The sequence below is a fragment of the Paenibacillus sp. V4I7 genome, from assembly GCF_030817275.1.
Lineage (GTDB): Bacteria > Bacillota > Bacilli > Paenibacillales > NBRC-103111 > Paenibacillus_E.
Genome location: NZ_JAUSZD010000002.1, coordinates 1,162,069 through 1,185,996 on the forward strand (window position 1 = coordinate 1,162,069; position 23,928 = coordinate 1,185,996).

Genomic DNA, 23,928 nt, shown 5'->3' on the forward strand with positions numbered 1-23,928 from the left:
TGAAGAAAGGAAGGTGCAGGAAATATGGCAATTGATATTATAACAAATCCTACTGCTATCCATGTAGAGACAGAGCAGGGCTGGAGAATCTTGAACTTGCAGGATGGTTCCAAAGGGAAATGGAGCAGTGCTGACATCGAGGTGCAAACGGGTGCAAAATCAGAAGGACTCGTCGTTACTTTGGCGTCTTCCGTTGATGCTGTTAAGTTCGTCAAGCTCCGCTGGAATTTTCGCTTGCAAGAGAAGTATGTGATACTTGGCGATCACTGGGAGCGCGCTTATGGTGATTTGGAATGGCGTGGCATTGTCCCAGAACGCATCATGCCATGGTATTTTTTGACGAACAACGGAGTTGTGACAGACGGTTATGGGGTTCGAACGAGTCCTAATGCTTTCTGTAGCTGGCAGATAGATAAGGATGGACTGACGTTTACCGCTGATGTTCGTAATGGAGCTGGGGGCGTTAACCTCGGGGCAAGACAGCTTGAAGTGGCAACGATTGTCACTCGCTCCGGTTCCAAAGGCGAATCGGCGTTCACAGCATCTCAGAAATTTTGTAAACAGATGTGTGAGAAGCCTGTTCTGCCGTCCCAGCCTGTATACGGAGGGAATAATTGGTACTATGCTTATGGGAAGAGTTCCCGTGATCAAATATTGGCAGACTCCCGATTTATTTCGTCGCTGGCATCATCACCGGACAATCGTCCATATATGGTTATTGATGACGGCTGGCAGTTAGCTAGCGGGGATGGTTCATGCAAAGGTGGTCCATGGACAGGCAACGCATTATTTCCGGATATGCCTGGTTTGGCTCGTGAAATGAAAGAAATCGGTGTTAGACCGGGAATTTGGTGCCGACCTCTCATGTGGTCAGGTGAAGTTCCCGATGAGTGGGTTCGTTATGTGGTTGACCCCAATGACAAGATTCTCGATCCGAGCCATCCTGAAGTACTCGCTCATATATCGAAGTCGATTCAGGAGATTTCAAGCTGGGGCTTTGAACTGATTAAGCATGATTTCAGTACCTATGATCTGCTTGGGAAGTGGGGATTTCAGATGAAATCGGATCCCAACGGACTATCCCATGCTTTCTTTGACCAATCGAAAACAACAGCAGAAATCACACTTGATTTATATAGAACGATTGCGGAAGCATCTGGGAGCAGTTTACTGATTGGATGCAACACGGTTAGTCATCTTTCGGCCGGTTTGTTCGATATCCAACGAACGGGAGATGATACGAGTGGAAAGTCATGGGAACGTACACGTTATATGGGGATCAATACACTAGCGTTCCGTATGGGTCAACATGGAACCTTTTTCAGTCATGATGCGGATTGTATTGGTATAACCGAACAAATTCCATGGGAAATAAATAAGAATTGGTTGCATTTGCTTGCTGGAAGCGGGACTCCTTTGTTCGTATCCGTTGACCCTGCCATCGTGACCAAGGAGCAAGAGTCGGAATTGCGAGCAGCATTTGATTTAGTGTCTCAACAGCTGCCAACTGGGGAACCACTGGATTGGATGGAAACCACCTGTCCAAGCCGATGGCTCCTGAATGGCAAAGAATCCGAGTTTGTGTGGAACCAGACGTCCATGGAAGGAACCAAACCTGCTGATAATCACTGGTGGTTGTAGTATGTCTACCCTTAAGGAGGTAACCTATGAAATTCGTATTAATTGGTGGAGGCAGCTTTGTATTTGCGCCAACCGTTATTGAAGATATCATTGTGAAGCATAACCTAGCAAATGATGAATTGGTTCTCGTGGATTTAAATGCTGAGGTTGTTGAAGCAATGGCTGGAGCGGGAAGACGAATTGCCAACGAAATGGGTGTTCCCGTCCAAATTACCGCTGTAACCGATCGCAGTTCAGCCCTTCCTGGTGCAGACTTCGTTATTGTATCCGCATCTCCGCAGGGAGCGCGTCGCTGGACAATGGATTACGAAATCTTGAATGAATTAGGTATGGGGGATCAGGCCCGGGAATGTGGTGGACTAGGAGGCTTGATGAACGCCTTTCGCTCCATTACTATGATCATGGGTATTTGCAGAGATATGGAGGAACATTGCCCAGAAGCAATTCTCTTGGATGTGACAAACCCCATGCCTAGAGTCGTCACAGCGATTGACCGGTATACTTCTATACGCGCTGCTGGATTCTGCAACATTGCTTATCAAGGTGCGAATGGCTACACATTTCTCCCACAATTACTGGGGAGAGAGCCAGAGGAGGTGGAGATTGTTACAGGAGGTCTGAATCACTTTGCCTGGGTATTGGCGATAAAGGATAGACTTACAGGAGATGATCTTCTTCCCGTACTTAAGAGTTATCTGCAAGAAGGCGATTGGTCTGCACAAAGTGGGGGCAAACATCGGGAGCTTCATGTCATGCGACGGTGGCTTGAGATTTATGGAGCCATAGCAGCAGGGGCCGTTGATCATCATGCGGAATATCTGCCCAAGCAGGCTGATATTCATTATACGACAACACCGCCATATCACGGCTCAGAAGAAGAACGTAAGCGCAGACTAGAAGAGCTTCAATCTATTGCGAACGGAGAGCGGGATTGGGATGATCTTTTCACACATGGCAGTTGGGAGCACCCCGTAGACCTCGCGCTTGTTTTGCATCACGGGGATACTCAAAGCTTGGAAATTTTGAATGTTCGCAACAATGGAGCAATTCGGCAACTGCCTGATGAAAGAATCGTTGAAGTGCCCGTCTCCATATCGGATGGCGTCTGGACACCGATCGCATTGCCGGAATTTCCACATGTGTTGGCAGAGCTGTGCAAGACAATCTCCGATGTACATGAGCTGACAGCAGAAGCAGCTGTCAAAGGGGTTGCATCGCTTGCCCATCGGATCGTGGATCTCGATCCTGCAATCACGGACAAGAAGAATGCGCATATCGCGCTTGATCGCATGTTAAGCGTTCATGCCGATATGCTGCCGCAATTCCAGTAGATGTAGGCAATTACAATCGGGATAACGAATCCAAGAATACACTTTGGATTGCGACAAGCTAAGCCTGAAGCCGATGGGTTTACATAATCATGGAGATACAGAATATAATGTAAGAAAAACCAGCAAACTTTCGCCTTTGAGTTTGCTGGTTTCTTGCATTTCAGAACTCCAACAAAATTATCCATATTTATGGGGAATAGGTAACTTTTTTCTACACATGAAGAATGGATCTGGAAACCGGGTCTGCCGATGCATCCTGTTAAAACTGACGCATATGCGTTTTTCCGTTCTGTGATCGCGCAAGAAAAGGATGGGATACAGCGTCCAGTTCTTCATGAAACCAATTTCATGGAACAGTTTATTGTTATGCCAGTAAGTCGAAACGGTCAGCAACAAGCCTTCGTTGTCATCGGTCCCACTACAAAACAAACGTTGAGCGAGCAGTTGTGCGGCAAACTATTGAATGATTATGGAATCCCAAGCGAGTAGTAGTCGAAATGGATGACCGAAAAAACAGTTATGCGAAAGACCTGCTGATATGCTATCAAGTAGGTCTTTTTGTATGCAATTAAGTCGTGAAAACGTTAGCCAAGTAGTCGTAATACTGTTAGTTAACTTATTTGGATTGTAATAAAATGAAGGTGAACTCGATACGATACCGTGATTGAAGGAGGAATTATAGCTCTGATACATCAATTTCCCGAGGGTTTCTTATGGGGAGCATCGGCCGAGTGCTGGTCATTTGGGAAACATCGCTAAGCAAAGCGCATTAGAGGGGTAACAAGGAATGAAACGGTTTAACAAAGTAGCCATTGTAACGGGAGCAGCGTCCGGAGTGGGTAAAGCAATAGCAGAGCTATATGCACAAGAGGGTGCTAAGGTTGTGGTGGCAGATTTGAATGAGGCAGCTATTGCTTCAGTCGTCGATGGCATCAATCAGGCTGGTGGAACGGCTCTGGGAACGTGTGCTCAATATCAATTTGACAGGCCCAATGCGGGCAATCCGCAAAACACTTCTTTTTATGCTCGAGCAAGGTGGTGGCGTAATCGTCGATATTGCATCTGCGACTGGAATAACCGGTGGCAAGGGGGGCGTCGCTTACATAGCTGCCAAGCATGGCATCGTTGGTTTGACTAAGAATGTCGGCTATACGTATGCCAAATCGGGTATCCGTTTGCAACGCAATTGCTTCTGGTGGAGTTCGTACAAATATTGGCAGTTCTATGGGCAATATTGATATGGCGGGTATGCAGACGTTCAGGGAAGGTTCGAGCACACAACGAAGTGAAGCGGTCGATCCGAGTGAGATTGCAACCGTTGCGCTATTCCTTGCTACTGAAGATTCCCGTTTTGTTAACGGGGCCGTGATCGCTGCTGACGGTGGCTGGACGGCATATTAGAGAAATGGAGGGGAATGGCGCGCTGTTGCGCGCTAAACCCTTCTTTTTCATTAAAGGGGGAAATATATGCTTAAACTGTTTCGGGAGCTTCGAGCTTTTCGATGTTTGATTGTACTCGTCATCATGCTGACCGTTATCCAAACAGGGGCTGAACTCATCCTACCGACCTTGATGGCGACTATTGTAGATACGGGGATTGTCAACCAAGATCTACATAAGATCTATGAGTTAGGGAGCTATATGGTTATCATAGCGCTCGTTGCTGCTGCATGTTCGGTTATTTCCAGTTATTGGGCTGCAACGATTTCGGCAGGAGTTGGAAGCACATTGCGCGAGAAAATTTATACCAAGGTACAAGGTCTTGGATTGTCATCTTTTCATGAAATTGGTGCTTCATCACTAATTATGCGGACGACGAATGACGTGACACAAGTCCAGATGGTTCTTCGGATTATGCTATAGAAGCTAACTTGATGATAAGCGGTTGTGGCATTTTTTATTATAACGATATAAGTTCAAGTGACAACATTGGGCCATCAGTTGATGGAGGGGACAAGAGTAATGTAAAAGTTAAGAGTTGGGAAAGTAACCAATCGAAAACCATCATTTATTTAAATCTGCCAAGGCAACTAGCCATGGCTTTTTTTCTTGTTTATGTTGTAATATCAAAAACGCTGATGTAGCAAGAAGACATATTCTGGTTCATGGGAAAGGCCCTAAACAGCGTCTGGTGTATATAAGTAATATCATGCGGAAGTACATGAGAAGGTATGAAGCATTAAAGCAGGAACGATTCAAAAAACGGTTACTGGATGAAATTGAGGATTATTTTTTCCTAGACCAATCTGCTGTAAGATTGTCTCGCTCCCGCATCAATAAGGTTTTGAAAGAATTTGAAGTGGTTTTACGGACAAATTGACTGAATTACAAATTAGCTTTGAAGGGCACTTTCGGATCGGGCGGCGTAACAGGCGGAAATGCGAATCCTAAATCAGTTTCCGATGGCGCCGCAGGTCAAAGATAGTTCGCAGCCCGCAGGGTTTGGAAACGGAGGAAAGAGCGGTCATGATGCCCCTAATTCCGGATCTGTGTTTGGGGAAGATTTATTACCTCTAACCCGAAGGCAAAGAAGCGCGTGCTGATTGATGAGGCAAGGCAGCAGATCGCATACAAATCCATGATGTCGTGGCTCAAGGTTCTTTCCCTTCAGGGGAAAAGGATATAAGTTCTTGTCTTTTATCGATTTATGTTCTTGTCCTCCTCCGACATTATGGTCATCTTATTTCGAAAAGATACGAAATGTGGAAACCGATATACGGTGAGCGTGCTGAGGTTGATGAAAGCCTCGAAGAGGCAACAATCTGCGTGGAAAACGACTTTGGGAGGATTATGGAAATCCGTTTGCGTGCTTATTCTGAGGGAACAGCTTTTCAATACTTTATACCTGAGCAGGATAAACTGAAGGATTTTACAATTACTCAGGAAGATACAGGTTTTACTTTCCTCAAAGGAAGTATGTCATGGGAAGAGCATGGAGTAGAAGGAGATTTTTGTGTAGACCATCATTTCCAATATGTTCTTTTTAATGGAGGCTGGTACGGATCGCTTGATTCGGCAAATAAAGCAATCGATCCTAAAAGATTGGGGGATAGCAGGCATTAAATTAGGGTTTGTTAAAGTACAAGAGTGGACGCGATGGCGATTATACGCTTTGCTATTTTGATAAACGATTGAAAGTGACGCATGCACATATGCTGGCAAGGGGCGTTATTGTGTATAGTCCGATACAGATGATGTTCTGGTATGATAAGCCATCGGATTGGAAGGGCGAACAGGAGATAGAATTCTGGGAGAAGCTTCCAGTCAGTCCTCCGATCCTGAATATTTGTTACAATTGAAAAGTTATAAATAGATGGCTGCTCCTCCCGAGCTTTCCAATTGAAACTCGAGAATTGTATCTTTGGTGACTTCAGTAGAGCCTATCTCGACCTTTGTACGTGTATCAAGTTCCGATACATCTTCATAAATCTGTGCGGCATATTGCATCACATCAACCAGATAATGTAGCGGAATTTTCGCATTACGAGCTTTCTCATTAGTAATGCAACCGATAAACCATTCGTTTCCCTTGCGTCATTCATTGGTTGCATATTCTCCGATTTCCCCTGATATTCCAATTGACTCATACCATACGACTACCGATGTTAATTTAAGCGACTCATCAGCTTTCCCTTCATATCCGTCGTTTCTATGAGTCATAAAGCTTGCTCTATCTGTTTGTCCCCCTTTGAAGACTTTCTAGGAGGATTAATTGTGGGAGCCTTAACTGGTATGTTTACCGACCTTATATTGGGGGAATTCTATTGTTCGCCGCTCACTTTACCGAGATTGTACATGCTGTCCGGGATATCCCGGATGAGAGATTCTTGTATCAGGCCATACAACTGGCGGCAGCACAGGCACTTGGCCGAATATACGATTTCAAAAAAGGCATTCCCGTTATTGTGGAGGGGGGCATTCATTTCGGTACGAATATTGAGCAAACAAGGAGACTAGTGCAACTGTTCCCCGCTGCAAAGCTAATACATGCCGTTCGGGATCCGGTCATTGCATTCGCATCTGCAATGAATTATCAGCTTCGTTCGGGCCATGCCACGGTTTATAATCTCTGTTATCAGCTATATTCATTATTTCAGGCAGTTCCAGCTTACGAACAATGGATCGAACGTACATATGTGGTCCGGCTAGAAGATTTGCATACTCGTTCCTTGGAAACCTTGCAACTAATTTGTGGTTGTCTTGACATCGGATGGAGCGATACGCTGCTTATCAGCACATTTGGAGGTAAGAAATGGTGGAACACATTAACATCGGAGGTATTGTCGGGGTTCACCACACGAACGATCTCCAAGACCTACGATGAGCTATTGACACAATTCGATAAGTTACGTTTTCGAATCATGCTAAGAAGTAAGTATGATTCATGGGGCTATCCAATCAACGATGAAACTGAAACTTTGGAAAAGCCCATAGAAGATCTGCTTGAATTGCCGTTTGCATTCGAGAAAGAGTACGCAAGGGATGAGTTGACGCTGAAAGCAAAAAACAAGATCATCCGTAAGTTGCTTAGAAAGCAGATGAGCATTCAAATTCCTTATGAGAGGAAAGTGCACGTGTTGTCACCTGAAATGTTGGTATCGATATGAATAGCGGTCATGTGTATTGGATAACAGGATTGGCAGGAGCAGGAAAAACGACGATAGGCAAGCTTCTCAAGCAGGAGCTACTATTGCTCGGACGTCCAGTCATTCTACTCGATGGAGATATGTTGCGTGAAGCCTTTGGCCATGATCTCGGCTATTCGTTGGAGGGTTACGGATAGTCTCAACAATTATGAATATTTTGATTGTTTTGACCAACTCATTTCATTCATTTTCTCACTAATTATGAAACCGTAGCTTGATATATCAAGGTTTTTAACATCTAAATTCTCAATAAATATGACGCCACACATTTTCTTTTTTGTGTGTTTGTTGTCATAATTTTTGAAAAAATTTTCAGAATTAGTGAGGATAGATTCTCAAAATTGTTGAGAAATCTATAATAATGCATTAACATACAGGAAGTAGTTTATCCAAGTCTTCAAAAGTAGAGTTATTAAACCAATTACGAGACATGTGGAGTGCTATTCACTCTAAGTTTGGAACGGATAAAGGGAAGTAACGGTGGAAGCCCTTCTCATGAAGAGCTTTTGTTTTGATGTGAACACTCAGGAAGGCAAATCATCCGTAACAAATTTCTAATTCAATCGTTAGTACTAGTAAGGCTATTTTACTTCATAGGAGCGTCTGAAGGACCATGATAAAGAAAGAACTCGCACATATTCGCAAGCAGCTTAAGTTGGATCACGACATGCTTGAAATTTTCAACATTCTTAACGTGTATATCATGAAGGAAAGCAACGAGATCTATCATTACGAGCGTCAGCCGTTCGCCCTATTGGAAAGGGAGAAGCAGGAACTATATATGGCCAATTTCAAAAAACTGCTGACCGGCGAATTGGATCAGAAGATGTTCGAGTTAAAGTTTCAGGAGGAAGCGGAGACGCCTTCACAGGTGCTTCTCCATCAAGGTCTAGTGACCGGTAATCCGGAAGAATGGCAAGATCTGATGCTCCTGTTGGTGGAGAAAATGTTGGCGGATACCAAATATGAACGGGATACGGTCATTACTTTCGTCCACGGACAATATTTTAAGCCGACCAAGATCAGGAATGAAGAAGCTGAGGAGAGCGAAAAGGACGAGATGTTCGCGAATCCGTTCATTCTGTGCAGTGTGAATTCCACTGAGCAACAGCGGAAAACCCTCATGTTTGATTACGTCGAGCGGGAATTCAAGTATAATGTCTTCGTAGATCCGATCATTAAATTGAACTCGCCGGAGCAAGGTTTTTTCTACCCAAGTGTGACGGACAACTATTCCGACATGAATCGCATTCTGTATTGCACGGGTAAAGCCAACGAACCGAATTTGCATTTCATCGAGCAAGTTTTGAATGCCGAGAAGACCGTGACGGCGCAAGAAGAGAGAGCCATTTTTGAGGAAATCGTGAAAGAAGTGGCGGGAGATCAGCTCGACGCTTCAACGATCGCTCACGTGTACGAGGAAATTCATCGGGTCATTGAGACTAACGAGGAGGAGGAGCCTCCGAAGTTGGACTATAAAGATGTGGAACGCATGCTAACGGTGAGCGGCGTGGAGAACGTGACGATGGAAAAGGTGGAACGAGCGTTTCAAACGGTCGTCGACAACAAAAACTATGAACTCAAAGCAAGCAGCGTCATTCCGAAGTTCAATTCGAAATCGATTAAGATTGATACGAAGATCGCCACGATTTCAGTCAGTCCGCAAGATTTAAAGTACGTGAAACAGGTGAATTATCAAGGAAAACGATGTATCTTGATCGAGGTCGACGAAGACGCCGTGATCGAAGGATTTACGCTCAGTACGGAGACGTTGTAGAGTAGGGAAAACTTATACGCATGTGCAGTTGAAAGGTTAAAATATTTTTTCTAACGAATTCTGCAACAAACCGTCAATTTCGCCACGGTGCATAGAAAATTCTAATCAATTCTGGAACAACAGCAACGGTGCCACGCGGGTTTGAACTGAACCCAAAAAGTTAGACACTATATAGTTAGGCAGCTTTGACGGCAAGAGTTCGGTACTGTACCGGGCTCTTGCCTTTTAATTTTGCTTTAATCCGCTTGTGATTGTAGTATTCGATGTACTTTTTCCAATTCTATTTTGAATACCATCCGACGCAGGAGAAGGTGTTGGCTTATGCCGAAGCGATCGTCGCACACGGGCTTCCGCCGGGTATTCTGATGATTGACGACAATTGGCACGAAGACTATGGAACTCTTGCATTTCACCAAGGCAGGTTTCCTGACCCTAAGGCCATGAACGATCGGCTGCATGAGCTTGGATTCCGCGTGATGCTTTGGGTCTGCCCGTTCATCAGCCCTGACGGAGAAGTATTTCGCTTCTTGCGAAAACAAGCGTACCTTCTGAGGAGTGCGGATGGGAAGCCGGTTGTTCGCGAATGGTGGAATGGGTTCAGTGGTATTTTGGACGGTACGAATCCCGAGGCGATGAGCTGGTTTTTAAGGGAATTGGAACGGCTTATCGAAACATATGGGGTTGATGGATTTAAACTGGATGCCGGGGACCCTCAGTACTACAAACCGGATGACATCAGAGCACGACCGGTGACGCCAAACGATCAGTCCGAAGCTTGGGCACGTCTAGGTCTTCAATTTGCCTTCAACGAATACCGAGCCTGTTGGAAGCTCGAGGGGCAGCCGCTTGTGCAGCGATTGAGCGACAAAAACCATAGTTGGGGTTTAGACGGGCTTGCCAGTTTGATTCCGAATGGCCTTGCGCAAGGAATAATCGGATACGCATTCAACTGCCCCGACATGGTCGGAGGTGGTCAGTATGAGGAATTAATTCGGTCTGACTTCCAAGTGGATGGCGAACTCTTTGTTCGTTACGCGCAATGCTCGGCACTGTTTCCTATGATGCAATTTTCCACGGCGCCATGGAGGGTACTCGATGAACCGAATTTAACGTGGTGTATTGAAGCGGCAAAACTCCACTGCCGTATGGGACCCGAGATTGCGGAGTTGGCTCGATATGCTTCTAAGACAGGCGAGCCGATCATGCGGCACATGTCCTATGTATTCCCGGAAGCTTTCCAGGCTGCCATGGTTCCGCCGAATATAAGGCTTCAATTCTGCTAACGACAAACATCTTATCAAATCGATATAAATCTAATCGTTGTTAGGTATCCCTTCATCTGAACCATAAGTAGAATAAAGATACAGACAAGGAGGGGGCGTATGATCACAAAGGTATATAAATATCGCTGGCAGTACCTCATGATTTTGCCGGCAGTTGTGTTGCTTTTTCTATTCAATTATGTCCCGATGGCGGGCATCCAAATCGCGTTCAAGGACTTTACGATTGGGTCATCTATTTGGGGAAGTCACTGGGTGGGTCTGGACAATTTCTCTTTCGTTCATGATCCGCAATTCTGGAAAGTTGTTCAGAACACCCTGTATATTTCGGTTCTGAAATTCGTTTTCGGATTTCCGATGCCGATTCTTCTCGCTCTTATGATTAATGAGGTTACACACCCGGCCTATAAGCGGTTTGTACAGTCGGTCAGCTATTTACCGCACTTTTTCTCCTGGATCGTAGTGGCCTATATCCTGCAGTCTTTTCTGACCCTGGACGGCGGATTTGTAAACGATTTAATCGGACGGTTGGGGGGAGAGCCAATCTTCTTCCTGGGCTCAACGGAATGGTTCCGCCCCATGATTGTTTCGAGCGGGTTGTGGAAAGAAGTCGGCTGGAACACCATACTCTACCTGGCGGCGATCTCCACGATCGATCCGCAGCTTTATGAAGCTGCGAAAGTCGAAGGTGCGGGCAAAATCGCACAGATACGCCACATTACGCTGCCGGGAATCCTACCAACGATCTCGATTGTTCTGATTTTAAGCATTCCGAGTCTAATCAGTGTGGGAATGGATCAGATCTATCCGATGATGAATTCGGCGAATCAGGAGGTTGCGGATGTTCTCGATACCTACGTACTTCGCAATGGGCTCCAGCAAGGCTATTTCGGCATGGCTACCGCTGTCGGTTTGGTGCTCTCGGTTATTAGTCTCCTTCTCGTAGTGATGACGAACTCGATCTCCAAGAAAATCAACGAAGAGGGGCTGTGGTGACGGATGAAAGCGACTGCGCTTGAACGGGCGGGACAGGGGCTTATCATTTTCCTGCTGGCACTGTTGTGCCTTTCAATTCTTTACCCATTTCTCTATATGCTGGCGATCTCGCTCAATTCCGGCTCGGATGCCGCACGAGGCGGCGTATACCTCTGGCCTCGTTCGTTTACTTGGATCAATTATGAAATCGTTCTGGGTAACGAGGTGATCCGAAGTGCCTATCTGGTCACGATCGCAAGAACGGTTATCGGCACGATTGGCGGGCTTGCCGTCACGCTTGCGGCAGCATACGGGTTATCGTATAAGCAGCTTCCGTTTCGAAGCGGCATTCTGGCCTATATCCTCATCACCATGCTTTTCAATGGCGGATTGGTCCCTTTCTACATCCAGCTGTTTAAGCTCGGACTGACCAATACCTTTTGGGTTTATATCATCCCTGCTCTATTCTCAGCGTGGAATATGTTCGTCATGCAGAAATTCATACAGGGCATTCCCGAAGCGATGATCGAATCCGCCGAACTGGACGGTGCCGGTCCGCTCAGGATACTGATTCAGATTATCATACCGCTTTCGAAACCCATGCTTGCGGCGCTTGGACTCTTTACGGCCGTGGGTCATTGGAACGATTGGTTCTCTGGAGCCTTTTTTGTCAGCGACCAGAATTTGATCCCTGTTCAGACGTTCCTGCAACAGCTGCTGTCAGCCCAAGACCTGTCAGCCATTCTGAGCTCCAATCAAAATCAGGAGGCACTCGCTCGTGGCTCCATGTTGAATGATATCACGTTGATGTCGGTTAAAATGGCCACCGTTATGATCAGCGCGCTACCGATTCTTACCGTCTATCCTTTCCTCCAGAAATATTTTGTCAAAGGCGTAATGATCGGTTCGGTCAAGGGTTAACACTAGGGTATTAGGCTTCTACCATATACCAAACAGTTTTAGGATTAAAAGGGAGGCAGAACATGAAGTTCAAAACAGTTGGTATCAAAAGCACAATTGCACTCACCTCGGCAGCTCTGTTGGTCCTGGCGGCCGGTTGCTCAAACAACAGCAACGGCAATGCAGCTGCCGGACAGAACAGCGCTGGAACGGGGACGAGTTCGGCAAGCCCGAAAAACTCGACGGATGTGGCGAGTTCCAGCCGCTTAAAGCTTTGGTTGGGCAAGTCGGCAACGGTTAACAACGAAAGCTTGATCCAGCAATATTGGAGAACAGTAGAACCGGGGGTTGATGTTCAGGTTGAAGCCACGCAGGGGGACGCCGTCACTGCGCTTAACCTTAAGCTGAATACGGGCGGCTTTGAAGACGCGGCTATCTTTGATAGGAATCAGGTTGTCAATGATGCCATGAAGCGTTCCAACCTCGTTCAGCCGCTCGAGAAGTACTTTAACATGCCCGAGAAGTATCCGAATCTGGCATCCATTCCGAAGGAATATCTGGATCAGATGAAGGATGCTGACGGACATATTTGGTCGATTCCCTCATGGTTCGATACAAATCCGTCCGCGCCTTGGCCGGGCTGGTCTTCCAACGCATGGTTTATTCGAACGGATATCCTTGAGAAAGTCGGAATGACGGAGAACGACCTCAAGACGCTTAAGGGCGTAGGGACCTATTTGGAGAAGGCAGCTCAATTGAAGGATGAATCGGGCAAGCGGCTCCTGCCGGCTGGCATTCTAACGGACGCAAGCGACGAGAATACTGTCCTGGCTACTTTCGGCGTGACGGTCGCTTCGGCGGGAGGTGTTACTCCGGTACAAAAAGAAGGCGAGAACTTTATCTTTCAGTATGACAATCCAGGGTTCAAAGCCGGTTATAAGTGGATGAACAGCATGTATCGCAAAGGGCTCATCGATCCTGAGGCTCTTACCGATAAAAAAGAAAGGTATAAAGAAAAGAACAAAAGCGGCCGGTATGCGATGAACATCGGAAGCTTCTGGAATTTCGACGGGTCATTATGGGAGCAGTTGGATGGTTCGACTGCGCCCGGCTGGTATTATAAACCGATTCCGTTCCCTCAAGTAGAAGGCGTTGCCCAGCTTGGCGCCACTCAAATCGTTAACCCGTATCCGGGCTTCGATACGTATATCAGCAAAAACACGAAGAACCTGGATGCCATTCTCAAGTTTTATAATTATACATTAACGCCGAAACCGGAGATGAACCATATCGTCAATGAGGGGCCTGTCGGCAAATACTGGGGTTGGATTGACCAGCCTAACGGCAAGTGGAAGTTCATAGACCCTAAATACAAAGAGCTGCGCAACGCGGGCGATCCGGCCAAGAAAGCGCAATTGACGCCAGAGCTTTGGATGACTTCGAACTTCAGCAACCAGTGGTACGCCTGGTGGACCTACGGAGAGAATGACCATGCGGGACAGGCAAAAACAGCACAGTTTTCCCAGCAGATCGGTCAATTTGGCTCAACCCGAGTTGCTAAGGATTACGACATGGTGAAGGTCAAGGCTGGAGGCGCTTGGGAAAAATATTTACCGGAGCTAGGTAATGTGTATAAAGAGTATCGGGCTAAGTTGATGATGGCTAAGGACGATGCACAATTCGAGCAGGCTTGGAAAGATTTCACTTCCGCACTAGAGAAACGCGCACACTGGAGCGAACTCAAGCAAGAGTGGAGTAAACTGTACCAAGAGATGAACAACAAGTAAGAAGGAATTCGACACTTTATGCTTAATACAGTGGAGCAGCCCCTCAAAAGGGATGCTCCCTTTGCAGTTTCACGGCTGTGTAACCACCGGGCAGAAGAATGGGAGAATGACTAATGCGACTTTGGATTGAGAGACACATCATTCGTCTGACCCGAACCATGAAGCTTCGCGGCAAAATTGTCGTCTTTTATGGACTGGTCGTTTTCATTCCTACGATATTTTTTGGAGTGGGCGCTGGGTATCTGGCTCTTCAAAACGTTAGAGCCAACTATATGCTCACGATCAATGAAGCAGTAAGGCAGACGTCACAGAGCGTCGAGTTCCGGAAACAAAGCTACGATCTTCTTGCTAACCGGGCGGGTACGGACGGTGAACTCATTTCCAGGCTGGCCCGTACCTATGAGAATATGTCTGAACAGCTTGAGTCCGCTAATTACGTTGACCGTTCGTTCACGCTCATGAGCCGGTATTTGCCCGGAATCGTAGACTTTCGGATTTATCATGCCAACGCTACCTTCGTTGAAGACGGAGGGCTGCTGTGGAAGCCGGCCGACAGATCATTGGCAGGTGTGGACGAGATGTCCTGGTACCACAGTGTCCTGAACTCGCCATTCGTACTACAATGGTCTAACGTACCGGGGGACAACGCGCATCTGATCGTTTCGAGAAAAATAACGAATGCTAGCGGGAATTTCTTAGGTGCCATCTATATGCTCCTGGATTATGACATCGTATTCGGCGAGTTGATGGATAGCCCCTTTACTGGCTCGGGAAGCTTGTATCTCTTGGACGAGCACGATCGAATTGTCGCAGCCTCGGATCGTTCTATGATCGGCGAACCTGCCTCGGATACCGCGCTGTCCAAGCTCTGGGCAAGCGTTGACCGCGCCGAGAGCATCATGGACGGAGGCGATTATTTTACGGTCCGCCGCTTAAACGGAGAATGGAAAGTCGCCGCGCTAATTCAGATGCGGCATTTGGAGAATCAATCGGCGGTGACCGTGTACAGCATCGTGGCCATCACGGTTTTCTTCCTTTTCCTCTCTACGTTCCTTGTCTTGATCGTACTGAAGAACGTCGTTTTGCGTATTCGCAAGTTAGGCGACCGGATGAGCGATATCGCCGAGGGGGATTTCGATGTATCGGTCCAGAGTCGGAGCAGGGACGAGGTCGGGGACCTCGAAATCATGTTTAATCAGATGACTGGCCGCCTCGGGAACTTGGTTGACATGCTCAGCAGTGCCAAATTAAAAGAGAAAGAGTCGTCGTTTCAGGCCCTTCAAGCGCAGATCAATCCGCATTTTATCTATAATTCGCTTAGTTTGCTTCAGTGGCGGGCTCTTGATCAAGGGGATCAGATTCAGGTGGAGACCATCGAGGCCTTGACGACCTTTTATCGATTTGCGCTGGATAACAAATCTAACGTTACATTAATCAGGAATGAGCTCGAGCATGTACGGGCCTATCTGGATATTCAACAGCTTCGCTATCCGGGACGTGTTCGCGCCCACTGGGAGCTGGATGAGGATGTTTTGGACTTGTATTCGATCAAGCTGATCTTGCAGCCTATCGTTGAAAATGCCTACATTCACGGGCGAATCTTTACGCGTCCCGACGCCTGTATTGCCATTAGTATCAAGCGATGCAATAACGAGGTCCGTTTCCAAGTGAGAGATAATGGTATTGGCATGGACCCTTTCACGCTGGCACTCATTCGGAACGGAGAAAAAGCGGGAAATGGCAATGGATTCGGGCTTTCGAATATAAGCGAACGTCTTCATTTATATTTTGGCGAAGCCGGTAAACTGAAGATCGAAAGTACACCTGAAGCAGGGACGGTAGTCACAATCGGGCTGCCTGCCTGTACGGACAAGCCGCACATTCAAAGGGAGGGATAATTATGTTGCAAGCACTTATTGTAGATGACGAGCCATCTCATGTTCAGGGGCTAATACGGCATATCCCTTGGACGAGTCTCGGTTACACCATTCCACTTGCCGCGGAAACAGGCGAATCGGCAATCTCATTACTGCAAGACAATAAAATCGATGTGCTGATCACCGATGTATCCATGCCCGGCATGAACGGTATAGAGCTCGCTGCCGCTGCCAAGTCGATTCATCCGGAAATTCAGATTCTGATCATCAGCGGTTACAATGAATTCGAATTTGCACAGGAAGCCATTGAAGTGGGGGCACAAGGGTATGTGCTGAAGCCTCTTAAGCTAGGGGAAATTGAGCGTAAACTAACCGTGTTTCGACAAACTTTGGAGCAAATTAAACAAATCAACGAACAGACATTACGGCTCAAAGCGATGGTGTCTGGCAGTCAGGAGTTGCTTAAGGAGTCATTCATTATTGAATTACTGGAAGATGAGACTATGGAAGGTGACATGCTGGCCTCATGGTGCCATCTTCTAAATCTCCCCAGCTTGACGGAGGGGATTCAGCTCATTGTAGTTGCGATCGATGACTATATCTTATCCGGCAATGATGCTAAAAGTCGGCTTATGCTGAATTCTGCTCTTCTGCAATCGGTTTCTGTAGCCCTACAAGATATGGGTTTCGTTCTGGTTTCGAAGCTTAGACCTGACGGGGTCGCAGCCATTCTGGTCAATCCGACGGCCGAAATGAGGAGCTGGATCGACAAACAAATGAGCTTCATTCAGGACTATATGCGAAATACCTACCAAGTGCCAGTTACGATCGGCATCAGTCGGGGAGGATGTGTATGGACAGAGATCGGGCAGCTCTTGCGAGAGGTAAAGTATACAATCGCCGATGCTCTGCAGAGCGGGAGCGGCCAGCTCGTGCATGTCGGGAGAACGGAGCGGAAGGCTTACGAGGACTTTAGGCTGCGCGAAATCATGCTTCCGGGCTTGCTCACGCTCGCAGAAAGCGATGAGCCGGATCGGCTAGTAGATGAAGTCGGACGGGCGTTTGAGGAGTTGGAAGCCAATGCCCACTCGTTCGCTTATATCCGGTCTTTCAGTATAAGTCTGATGGGCGAGTTATCACGTAAGCTGTGGCATGATATGGAAGCGCTCACTAATCTAAGTAACCGTGCCTGGCATCGGCTTTTGGAGTGTAAAACGGTCGGTTCGCTGAAGAACATCGTTCTCGAATATATCGATTCAGCTCTCGCGCTTGCGGGGAAAGAGCGAACCATTCAGCAGCATCACCTCATCCATCGCATCGCCTCCTACATTGAAGATCAGCTGCCGATCAGCGTGACGGTCAAGCAGTTGGCAGACATGTTTCATCTCAGCGCAGGACATTTAAGCGTATTGTTCAAGAAGGAAACGGGGCAGACGATCTCCGACTATGTTAAGGGCTTACGAATGAAAAAAGCGAAGGAATTGCTTCAAGACCCGACAATCAAGATTTACGAGGCAGCCGAGCGAGTCGGCTTTCAGACTCCCGCTTACTTCACCTATCAATTCAAGAAGAATGAGGGCTGCACACCTCAGGAATATCGGGACCGATATTACCGCTGACGATCAAAAGCTTGGCACTCTTTGCGCGATCGTGCAAGTCGGAAGCCGGAGCGTCTTGTCCATAGGATCGAAGCGATTTATAGCAATGCCTCATGTTTGATTACGTCGAGCGGGAATTCAAGTATAATGTCTTCGTAGATCCGATCATTAAATTGAACTCGCCGGAGGAAAGTTTTTTCTACCCAAGTGTGACGGACAACTATTCCGACATGAATCGCATTCTGTATTGCACGGGTAAAGCCAACGAACCGAATTTGCATTTCATCGAGCAAGTTTTGAATGCCGAGAAGACCGTGACGGCGCAAGAAGAGAGAGCCATTTTTGAGGAAATCGTGAAAGAAGTGGCGGGAGATCAGCTCGACGCTTCAACGATCGCTCACGTGTACGAGGAAATTCATCGGGTCATTGAGACTAACGAGGAGGAGGAGCTTCCGAAGTTGGACTATAAAGATGTGGAACGCATGCTAACGGTGAGCGGCGTGGAGAACGTGACGATGGAAAAGGTGGAACGAGCGTTTCAAACGGTCGTCGACAACAAAAACTATGAACTTAAAGCAAGCAGCGTCATTCCGAAGTTCAATTCGAAATCGATTAAGATTGATACGAAGATCGCCACGATTTCAGTCAGTCCGCAAGATTTAAAGTACGTGTAACAGGTGAATTATCAAGGAAAACGATGTATCTTGATCGAGGTCGACGAAGACGCCGTGATCGAAGGATTTACGCTCAGTACGGAGACGTTGTAGAGTAGGGAAAACGTTCACGCAGACGGCGCAATTGGCGTGCTCAGTTTTGTTAAGTACATACCATCCTGATCCAGTGAGACGTCGATACATTCCTAAAAAGGATGGAAAACAAAGACCGCTCGGAATACCGACGGTTCGAGACCGAGTCGTACAAATGGCAACAAAACTAATGATTGAACCCATCTTTGAAGCGGATTTTCATGAAACATCCTTCGGATTTCGCCCGAAACGTGGTGCAAAGGGAGCACTAGACCGAATCCGTAAAGCCTGCAACCGTAAAGGGAATTGGGTAGTCGACATCGATATCCAAGGCTACTTCGACAACATTAACCAAGACAAGCTAATGAAACTGGTGCAAATGCGCATCAATGACAGGCGGATATTGAAGTTAATTAGGAAGTGGCTACAAGCGGGAGTTATGGAAGAAGGATCGGTAAGACGCTCCGACTTAGGCACACCACAAGGTGGCGTCATCTCGCCGTTACTGGCAAATATCTACCTCAACTACTTCGATCAAATGTGGGAGAAACATGGAAAAGGAGTAGGTGAGTTGACACGGTACGCAGACGACAAGGTTGTAGTTTGCAAGACGAAGAAAGAAGCGGACCATGCGTACAAACTCATCGTTACAATTATGGAGCGTTTAGAACTCACCTTACACCCCACCAAAACACGCATAGTAGGCTTGTGGATAGGAGACGAAGGATTCGACTTTCTAGGCATGCACCATCGGAAAACAAAAGCAGAAACATCCCAAGGCAACGTGTATTTCACAACGCAACAGTGGTTAACGAAAAAGGCAGAAGAACGCATACGGGAAGTGGTTAAAGAAAGACTTGCACCACCGAGTTCACGTTCACGCTCTTTTGAGGAACAGGTAGGATGGCTCAATCCTAAAATTCAAGGATGGAGAAATTACTACCACACGACCTACAGCCATGGGAAATTAGCGAAGTTGGACTGGTACATACTGCAAAGGTTAACCCGTTGGTATGCTAAGAAAAGACAAAGAAATAGATGGATAGGTTCATTTCAAGAAGTTAAATATATTGCCAGACAAATGGGGCTTAAAACATTGTTGTAATCCGCATGCTCATGATTGAAGAACATCGGAAAGCCGTATGAGGGAAAACTTCATGTACGGTTTGATGAGGAGGGGCTGAATATTCAGCCCTTTACTCTAGTCAAGTAACGGGAGGATAATGCAACTATGATTAGTTTTTATGCGTCTATTAAAAAATAAAGGGGGAATTAATTTTGGTTCTCTGGGGAGTTCCTTTTGTAGCAATCACGGCTTTCCTATTGGGGGTATTTATATATTTTCTTTCTGCCCTTTTATTTCTTAAAAGAAAATCAACGAGAACAAAGCTATTAAGAGTTATTTTCGCAATTATTGTCTCGGTTTCTTTTTTCTTAAAATACATGAACAATCTCGCGAACCTTGACTAAGCTAACGAGGAACTATAGTTCAATCACGGCTTGACGGCAGCTGGCACACAATCGGCTGCCGTTGTCTGTTGAAATAACGGGCAACATAGTTCAAGATTAACCACGGTGAACCTTATCACAAGTAACGGCAAGTTTTTTTGTTGAAATGAAAAAAAAAGACCGTTTAAACTGCTTTGGAAAGATGATATCCTCGATACAGATTATGGTGAGAGCGAGTGATCTTTGATGATAATTAAATTGTACAGGGAAAGGGTGAAGGATAAACAATAGAGGAGGTAAATTTTTGTACAATCATTTGGAACTAATGAGCATTCAAGCTGAAGTTCTCTATATTCATGATCATGCTGGACGTATCACAACGATTAATGAACCTACGAACCAGTCTGCTCCTCGATTTTTTTGGGGACAGACCGATGCTGGCAGCATTGTAAGATTCCGCAGCGACACACCAGATCGCTTAGTCCATGACATCCTGCAATTCATGGGTCAGAGTGATTCAACCGAGCAACTTGCTAATGTTATTCGGGCATTGGAAAAGGACAGAGGAATTAAAGGCATATGGATGGGGCCGGCTTTTGCTTTTCAAGAAATCGTAAAGGATTACACAGACGCCACATTGGTCACTGAAGACAATAAATACTGTTTGGAACTAGGGTTTCCTAGTCTATTATCGGAACTGAAGTTTCGAGGACCTTGTTTTATGGTGACGGAAAACAACATGGCTGTATCTGTCTGTTTTAGCGCAAGAAGTAGTGATAGGGCGGCAGAGGCCGGAGTCGAGACATTGAAAGATTATCGAGGTAAAGGATATGCGATGCGCGTAACGTCCTCGTGGGCTCAAGCGATACGACGGTCTCGAAGGATCCCTTTATATAGTACATCATGGGATAATTATTCTTCCCAGTCTATTGCAAAACGCCTCCGTCTTCACCTTTATGGAACGGACATTTCAATATATTAAGGTTTAGATCAAAAAGAAAGACCATCCCACATGGTCTTAAAACTTGTCGTTACAGATAGCACGGTAACCCGTATCATTTAGAAAAGCTAATCTATTACTAACGGGTACTATAGCTTACACCGCGACAGCCGACCATTTACGATTGGCTGTGTTTCTATCCTAACGAGCAGCATTTGTGATAATAGCTAATTATTTACTTTTGATAGGGTGGCGAAGCAATGATAAACCATGAAGTCTTTGGAGAAATAGAATTCGACCTTCATTGTAGTGATTCGTATGTTCCCAAGAAATAGAAGGACTGTTGGGTTGTTATTTGATTCAAAATGGGAATCCTCACTTGGAGTAGCGGTAAAATTCGAAAATGAAAATCTGTCAGAAGTAGGTTTCCAAGATATCGTGCTTTAGAATTTCTCACTTCATTACGGTCCCTCGGGAAACGTTAGTTGAAAAATAATGGAGCAGTTTGCCGCGCTGGCAGCTGCTCTTTTTCATTGAAATAATGGGCAGTTTAGTGTACCAAAAGTTCTAAAATCGCGTACTGGGTACATTCTTGATTCAGAAGTATGAAATTTAAGAAAAATTTTATAAATACCCCACTTTTTATTAAACAGTTTTCCTTATCCTTATTAGAAGAGGTAAGGAGGAGTGAGGACGAGAACAATGAATCTAACGAAACTAATGAATCGCCTTGTGGTGCCAGGACTGTTTGCCTTATACATGCTTACCTTATTTAGAGTCATTTTATTTAAGTACGGCTCGATTGATATAGACTTTCTTTGGCATCGACTGCAGAAAAATCTGGAAAATCCTGAGTATAGTATGCACCGAATGCAGTATGGTAATTTTATTCCGCTTAAAACAATTTCCGATACCGTTCTAAGTCCGTCAAGTCATGAAGTAATCAATTTGGTCGGGAATATCTTGGCATTCATGCCGTATGGAATTTTCCTTTTATTATTGTCTAAAAGCAAAACGATTTCGCTTATTGGAGTATTTATCCAATCACTGGGAATGAGCATACTCTTGGAATGCTTGCAGGTCTTTTTTTCCATTGGAAATTTTGATGTGGATGATCTGATCCTGAATACCTCTGGAGGCCTACTCGGGTACTGTGTTTTTAGGTTGTATGGCAAGTATGTTGGAATTAAACAATTGTAAGGCTCTCGTCTTAAGTCATTATCCTAACGCAGAACGATAGCTTCATAACGGCATTCGGTGGGAGTCCTCTAGCCGTGAAGGCTCTTCTATACAAGCACAAATCAAATCGGTTGCATGGAACATTATGCAAAGATTCCTCGTCTAATAAGCATATGAATGACAGGGGGTTCCGAAATGAAAGATAATTTTAGAAAAAGTAAACTTCTTGCGGCTGGCATACTGCTGGTACTGATTGTGACTGCGTGTGCTAATCCTTCTGGAAATTCGATTTCATTGGAAAAACGACAAGTCGCAGCGGCCGGAGTTGATGTGCGTATCGTCAAAGCAAGCAACGAGTTCGGCTTGCAGCTCCATCGGCAACTGGTCCAAACGGAGCAGAACAAGAAGAAAAACATATTCATTTCGCCGACCAGCATTTCTTTGGCGCTCGCCATGACTTACAACGGAAGTAAGGGGGAAACGCAAGTCTCAATGGCCAAAACGTTGGGCTGGCAAGGCATGTCCCTGGATGAAATGAATCGGGGCAACGAGACGCTTATCTCCCTTTTGCAGCAGCCGGGCAGCGACGCTCAAGTGCGTATTGCCAACTCGCTTTGGACACGTAAAGGAAAACCGTTTCACAGTGATTTTACGAAAACCAATCAGGCGTTTTACGACGCGAAAGTAACTGAGCTCGATTTCAACAGTCCCAAAGCTCCTGACACGATCAATGACTGGGTAAACAAGAATACCAACGGAAAAATTCCCAAGATGATCGAATCCATCGATCCCATGGAAGTTTTGATCCTGATGAATGCGGTCTATTTCAATGGCGGGTGGAAAAGGGAATTCCAACCTTCTGCAACGAAAGAAGAAAGCTTCAAACTGCAGGACGGTTCCACCAAGCAAGTGCAGATGATGACGCAGTCAGGCTCCTATGAATATTTGCAGGAAGAGGAATTTCAAGCCATTCGCTTACCTTACGGAGAGGGACAGATGGACATGCTGGTCATTCTTCCGGATGAATCTTCTTCACTGGGTGCTCTCCATGACAAGCTTTGGACGGAACCCAACCGCTGGCACAAATCGTTCCAGTCGAACCGGGGTGAAATCAAGCTTCCCCGTTTGAAGATCGAATACAGCGAAAAGTTGAAAGAACCGCTCAAGGCCATGGGCATGACACTGCCCTTTGACGAAGTCCATGCAGATTTTTCCGGCATGGCCCCTGTTCCGCCCAACCTTTTCATCAGTGCGGTAACACACAAAACGTTCATCGAGGTCAATGAAAAAGGAACGGAGGCAGCTGCGGTCACTTCGGTACATATGGCAGGGGCTTCAGCACCAATCGATGAACCGTTCCAGGTGACGATAAACCGGCCGTTCTTCTTCGCAATTGAAGACCGCCAGACCGGTGCATGGCTTTTTGTAGGGTCCGTGGTCGAACCATAAACGCCCGTACTTAAAACTGCAACGTGTTACTCCACATCAACTGAGGAGAGTGTCTGTTTTTGCTTGGTAGATAAGGTGTTTATTAAACTAACGGGTAATGATAGCTCAATAAAACAGTGGTAGTCTAGGACTTTATTTTCTCGTCCAAGGCTGCCGCTGTTTCTTTTATTGGGGTCATTCTAAAACTTATTTTACGAAGGCTGCCGATTTTGTAATTCTAAAACCCGCGTGGGATCAGCAACTCCAGTCTAAAACTTTATTTTCAACGAACAGCAAGACAGTTTAGGATGAGAGGGCTGGCAAGTAGCTCTCTTTTCTATTGTGTGCATAGATAGGTAAATTATGGTAATAAT

General features: G+C 46.0%; 20 protein-coding genes and 4 pseudogenes. 22 read left to right on the top strand and 2 right to left on the bottom strand.

Features of this window, described 5'->3' with window-relative positions:
• Nucleotides 1-24 precede the first annotated feature (24 nt).
• From QFZ80_RS06625 to QFZ80_RS06655, 7 genes and pseudogenes are all read left to right on the top strand, one after another.
• Complete coding sequence (locus QFZ80_RS06625; RefSeq protein ID WP_307548048.1) at nucleotides 25-1,641, top strand: alpha-amylase family protein; 1,617 nt, start codon at nucleotides 25-27, stop codon at nucleotides 1,639-1,641.
• 26 nt (nucleotides 1,642-1,667) lie between these two features.
• Nucleotides 1,668-2,972, top strand: a complete 1,305-nt coding sequence (locus QFZ80_RS06630; protein ID WP_307557942.1) for a family 4 glycosyl hydrolase — start codon at nucleotides 1,668-1,670, stop codon at nucleotides 2,970-2,972.
• Between the two features lie 249 nt (nucleotides 2,973-3,221).
• Complete coding sequence (locus QFZ80_RS06635) at nucleotides 3,222-3,461, top strand: hypothetical protein (protein WP_307557944.1); 240 nt, start codon at nucleotides 3,222-3,224, stop codon at nucleotides 3,459-3,461.
• A gap of 298 nt (nucleotides 3,462-3,759) precedes the next feature.
• A pseudogene (locus QFZ80_RS06640) lies at nucleotides 3,760-4,373 on the top strand (SDR family oxidoreductase).
• A gap of 66 nt (nucleotides 4,374-4,439) precedes the next feature.
• A complete protein-coding gene (locus tag QFZ80_RS06645) occupies nucleotides 4,440-4,835 on the top strand; it encodes an ABC transporter transmembrane domain-containing protein (RefSeq protein ID WP_307557946.1) in 396 nt (131 codons plus the stop codon).
• 837 nt (nucleotides 4,836-5,672) lie between these two features.
• Nucleotides 5,673-6,035 carry a glycoside hydrolase family 97 N-terminal domain-containing protein gene (locus QFZ80_RS06650; RefSeq protein WP_307557948.1) on the top strand — a complete coding sequence of 121 codons (363 nt, stop codon included), beginning with the start codon at nucleotides 5,673-5,675 and terminating at the stop codon, nucleotides 6,033-6,035.
• Nucleotides 6,036-6,043: 8 nt separating this feature from the next.
• Nucleotides 6,044-6,271, top strand: coding sequence for a hypothetical protein (locus QFZ80_RS06655; RefSeq protein ID WP_307557951.1), 228 nt, complete (start codon nucleotides 6,044-6,046; stop codon nucleotides 6,269-6,271).
• A gap of 4 nt (nucleotides 6,272-6,275) precedes the next feature.
• On the opposite strand, the pseudogene QFZ80_RS38845 reads toward QFZ80_RS06655, so the two are convergent.
• Nucleotides 6,276-6,494 (bottom strand): annotated as a pseudogene (locus QFZ80_RS38845) (glycoside hydrolase family 97 C-terminal domain-containing protein); the annotation flags it as partial.
• 242 nt (nucleotides 6,495-6,736) lie between these two features.
• Here QFZ80_RS38845 and QFZ80_RS06660 point away from each other — a divergent pair.
• The 3 genes from QFZ80_RS06660 to QFZ80_RS06670 all read left to right on the top strand — a co-directional run bounded on the left by QFZ80_RS06660 (nucleotide 6,737) and on the right by QFZ80_RS06670 (nucleotide 9,395).
• Nucleotides 6,737-7,579 (top strand): sulfotransferase, encoded by an 843-nt coding sequence (locus tag QFZ80_RS06660; RefSeq protein WP_307557953.1) that lies wholly within the window; start codon nucleotides 6,737-6,739, stop codon nucleotides 7,577-7,579.
• Nucleotides 7,576-7,755 carry an adenylyl-sulfate kinase gene (locus QFZ80_RS06665; RefSeq protein ID WP_307548037.1) on the top strand — a complete coding sequence of 60 codons (180 nt, stop codon included), beginning with the start codon at nucleotides 7,576-7,578 and terminating at the stop codon, nucleotides 7,753-7,755. The genes QFZ80_RS06660 and QFZ80_RS06665 overlap by 4 nt, the downstream gene beginning before the upstream one ends.
• A 476-nt stretch (nucleotides 7,756-8,231) precedes the next feature.
• Nucleotides 8,232-9,395 carry a DUF4317 domain-containing protein gene (locus QFZ80_RS06670; protein WP_307557955.1) on the top strand — a complete coding sequence of 388 codons (1,164 nt, stop codon included), beginning with the start codon at nucleotides 8,232-8,234 and terminating at the stop codon, nucleotides 9,393-9,395.
• A gap of 175 nt (nucleotides 9,396-9,570) precedes the next feature.
• On the opposite strand, the pseudogene QFZ80_RS06675 reads toward QFZ80_RS06670, so the two are convergent.
• Nucleotides 9,571-9,663 (bottom strand): annotated as a pseudogene (locus QFZ80_RS06675) (IS3 family transposase); the annotation flags it as partial.
• Nucleotides 9,664-9,709: 46 nt separating this feature from the next.
• Between QFZ80_RS06675 and QFZ80_RS06680 the strand changes: the two are divergent.
• The 12 genes and pseudogenes from QFZ80_RS06680 to QFZ80_RS06730 all read left to right on the top strand — a co-directional run bounded on the left by QFZ80_RS06680 (nucleotide 9,710) and on the right by QFZ80_RS06730 (nucleotide 23,575).
• Nucleotides 9,710-10,678 (top strand): glycoside hydrolase family 31 protein, encoded by a 969-nt coding sequence (locus tag QFZ80_RS06680; RefSeq protein WP_307557957.1) that lies wholly within the window; start codon nucleotides 9,710-9,712, stop codon nucleotides 10,676-10,678.
• A 99-nt stretch (nucleotides 10,679-10,777) separates the two neighbouring features.
• Nucleotides 10,778-11,671 (top strand): ABC transporter permease, encoded by an 894-nt coding sequence (locus QFZ80_RS06685; protein WP_307548035.1) that lies wholly within the window; start codon nucleotides 10,778-10,780, stop codon nucleotides 11,669-11,671.
• Nucleotides 11,672-11,674: 3 nt separating this feature from the next.
• A complete protein-coding gene (locus tag QFZ80_RS06690) occupies nucleotides 11,675-12,571 on the top strand; it encodes a carbohydrate ABC transporter permease (protein WP_307548034.1) in 897 nt (298 codons plus the stop codon).
• Between the two features lie 62 nt (nucleotides 12,572-12,633).
• Nucleotides 12,634-14,337, top strand: a complete 1,704-nt coding sequence (locus tag QFZ80_RS06695; protein ID WP_307557960.1) for a type 2 periplasmic-binding domain-containing protein — start codon at nucleotides 12,634-12,636, stop codon at nucleotides 14,335-14,337.
• A 113-nt stretch (nucleotides 14,338-14,450) separates the two neighbouring features.
• A complete protein-coding gene (locus QFZ80_RS06700) occupies nucleotides 14,451-16,235 on the top strand; it encodes a cache domain-containing sensor histidine kinase (protein ID WP_307557962.1) in 1,785 nt (594 codons plus the stop codon).
• Between the two features lie 2 nt (nucleotides 16,236-16,237).
• A complete protein-coding gene (locus QFZ80_RS06705; RefSeq protein ID WP_307548031.1) occupies nucleotides 16,238-17,833 on the top strand; it encodes a response regulator transcription factor in 1,596 nt (531 codons plus the stop codon).
• 89 nt (nucleotides 17,834-17,922) lie between these two features.
• Nucleotides 17,923-18,579: pseudogene (locus QFZ80_RS06710) on the top strand (DUF4317 family protein); the annotation flags it as partial.
• Between the two features lie 46 nt (nucleotides 18,580-18,625).
• Nucleotides 18,626-19,663: a group II intron reverse transcriptase/maturase gene (gene ltrA / locus QFZ80_RS06715; protein ID WP_307557964.1), complete on the top strand. Its 1,038-nt coding sequence runs from the start codon at nucleotides 18,626-18,628 to the stop codon at nucleotides 19,661-19,663.
• Between the two features lie 648 nt (nucleotides 19,664-20,311).
• Nucleotides 20,312-20,989 carry a GNAT family N-acetyltransferase gene (locus tag QFZ80_RS06720; protein ID WP_307557966.1) on the top strand — a complete coding sequence of 226 codons (678 nt, stop codon included), beginning with the start codon at nucleotides 20,312-20,314 and terminating at the stop codon, nucleotides 20,987-20,989.
• A gap of 267 nt (nucleotides 20,990-21,256) precedes the next feature.
• Nucleotides 21,257-21,394: a DUF6985 domain-containing protein gene (locus tag QFZ80_RS38850; protein ID WP_373460022.1), complete on the top strand. Its 138-nt coding sequence runs from the start codon at nucleotides 21,257-21,259 to the stop codon at nucleotides 21,392-21,394.
• A gap of 255 nt (nucleotides 21,395-21,649) precedes the next feature.
• Nucleotides 21,650-22,147, top strand: a complete 498-nt coding sequence (locus QFZ80_RS06725; RefSeq protein WP_307548026.1) for a VanZ family protein — start codon at nucleotides 21,650-21,652, stop codon at nucleotides 22,145-22,147.
• 174 nt (nucleotides 22,148-22,321) lie between these two features.
• A complete protein-coding gene (locus QFZ80_RS06730; RefSeq protein WP_307557968.1) occupies nucleotides 22,322-23,575 on the top strand; it encodes a serpin family protein in 1,254 nt (417 codons plus the stop codon).
• The last annotated feature ends 353 nt before the right edge of the window (nucleotides 23,576-23,928 follow it).

What these genes read in the sequence shown, in the direction of transcription:
- QFZ80_RS06705 (WP_307548031.1), top strand. Translation starts at nt 16,238, where the DNA reads ATGTTGCAAGCACTTATTGTAGATGACGAGCCATCTCATGTTCAGGGG.
- QFZ80_RS06650 (WP_307557948.1), top strand. Translation starts at nt 5,673, where the DNA reads ATGTGGAAACCGATATACGGTGAGCGTGCTGAGGTTGATGAAAGCCTC.
- QFZ80_RS06635 (WP_307557944.1), top strand. Translation starts at nt 3,222, where the DNA reads ATGCATCCTGTTAAAACTGACGCATATGCGTTTTTCCGTTCTGTGATC.
- QFZ80_RS06685 (WP_307548035.1), top strand. Translation starts at nt 10,778, where the DNA reads ATGATCACAAAGGTATATAAATATCGCTGGCAGTACCTCATGATTTTG.
- QFZ80_RS06670 (WP_307557955.1), top strand. Translation starts at nt 8,232, where the DNA reads ATGATAAAGAAAGAACTCGCACATATTCGCAAGCAGCTTAAGTTGGAT.
- QFZ80_RS06625 (WP_307548048.1), top strand. Translation starts at nt 25, where the DNA reads ATGGCAATTGATATTATAACAAATCCTACTGCTATCCATGTAGAGACA.
- QFZ80_RS06645 (WP_307557946.1), top strand. Translation starts at nt 4,440, where the DNA reads ATGCTTAAACTGTTTCGGGAGCTTCGAGCTTTTCGATGTTTGATTGTA.
- QFZ80_RS06730 (WP_307557968.1), top strand. Translation starts at nt 22,322, where the DNA reads ATGAAAGATAATTTTAGAAAAAGTAAACTTCTTGCGGCTGGCATACTG.
- QFZ80_RS06665 (WP_307548037.1), top strand. Translation starts at nt 7,576, where the DNA reads ATGAATAGCGGTCATGTGTATTGGATAACAGGATTGGCAGGAGCAGGA.
- QFZ80_RS06630 (WP_307557942.1), top strand. Translation starts at nt 1,668, where the DNA reads ATGAAATTCGTATTAATTGGTGGAGGCAGCTTTGTATTTGCGCCAACC.
- QFZ80_RS06725 (WP_307548026.1), top strand. Translation starts at nt 21,650, where the DNA reads ATGAATCTAACGAAACTAATGAATCGCCTTGTGGTGCCAGGACTGTTT.
- QFZ80_RS06695 (WP_307557960.1), top strand. Translation starts at nt 12,634, where the DNA reads ATGAAGTTCAAAACAGTTGGTATCAAAAGCACAATTGCACTCACCTCG.
- QFZ80_RS06700 (WP_307557962.1), top strand. Translation starts at nt 14,451, where the DNA reads ATGCGACTTTGGATTGAGAGACACATCATTCGTCTGACCCGAACCATG.
- QFZ80_RS06690 (WP_307548034.1), top strand. Translation starts at nt 11,675, where the DNA reads ATGAAAGCGACTGCGCTTGAACGGGCGGGACAGGGGCTTATCATTTTC.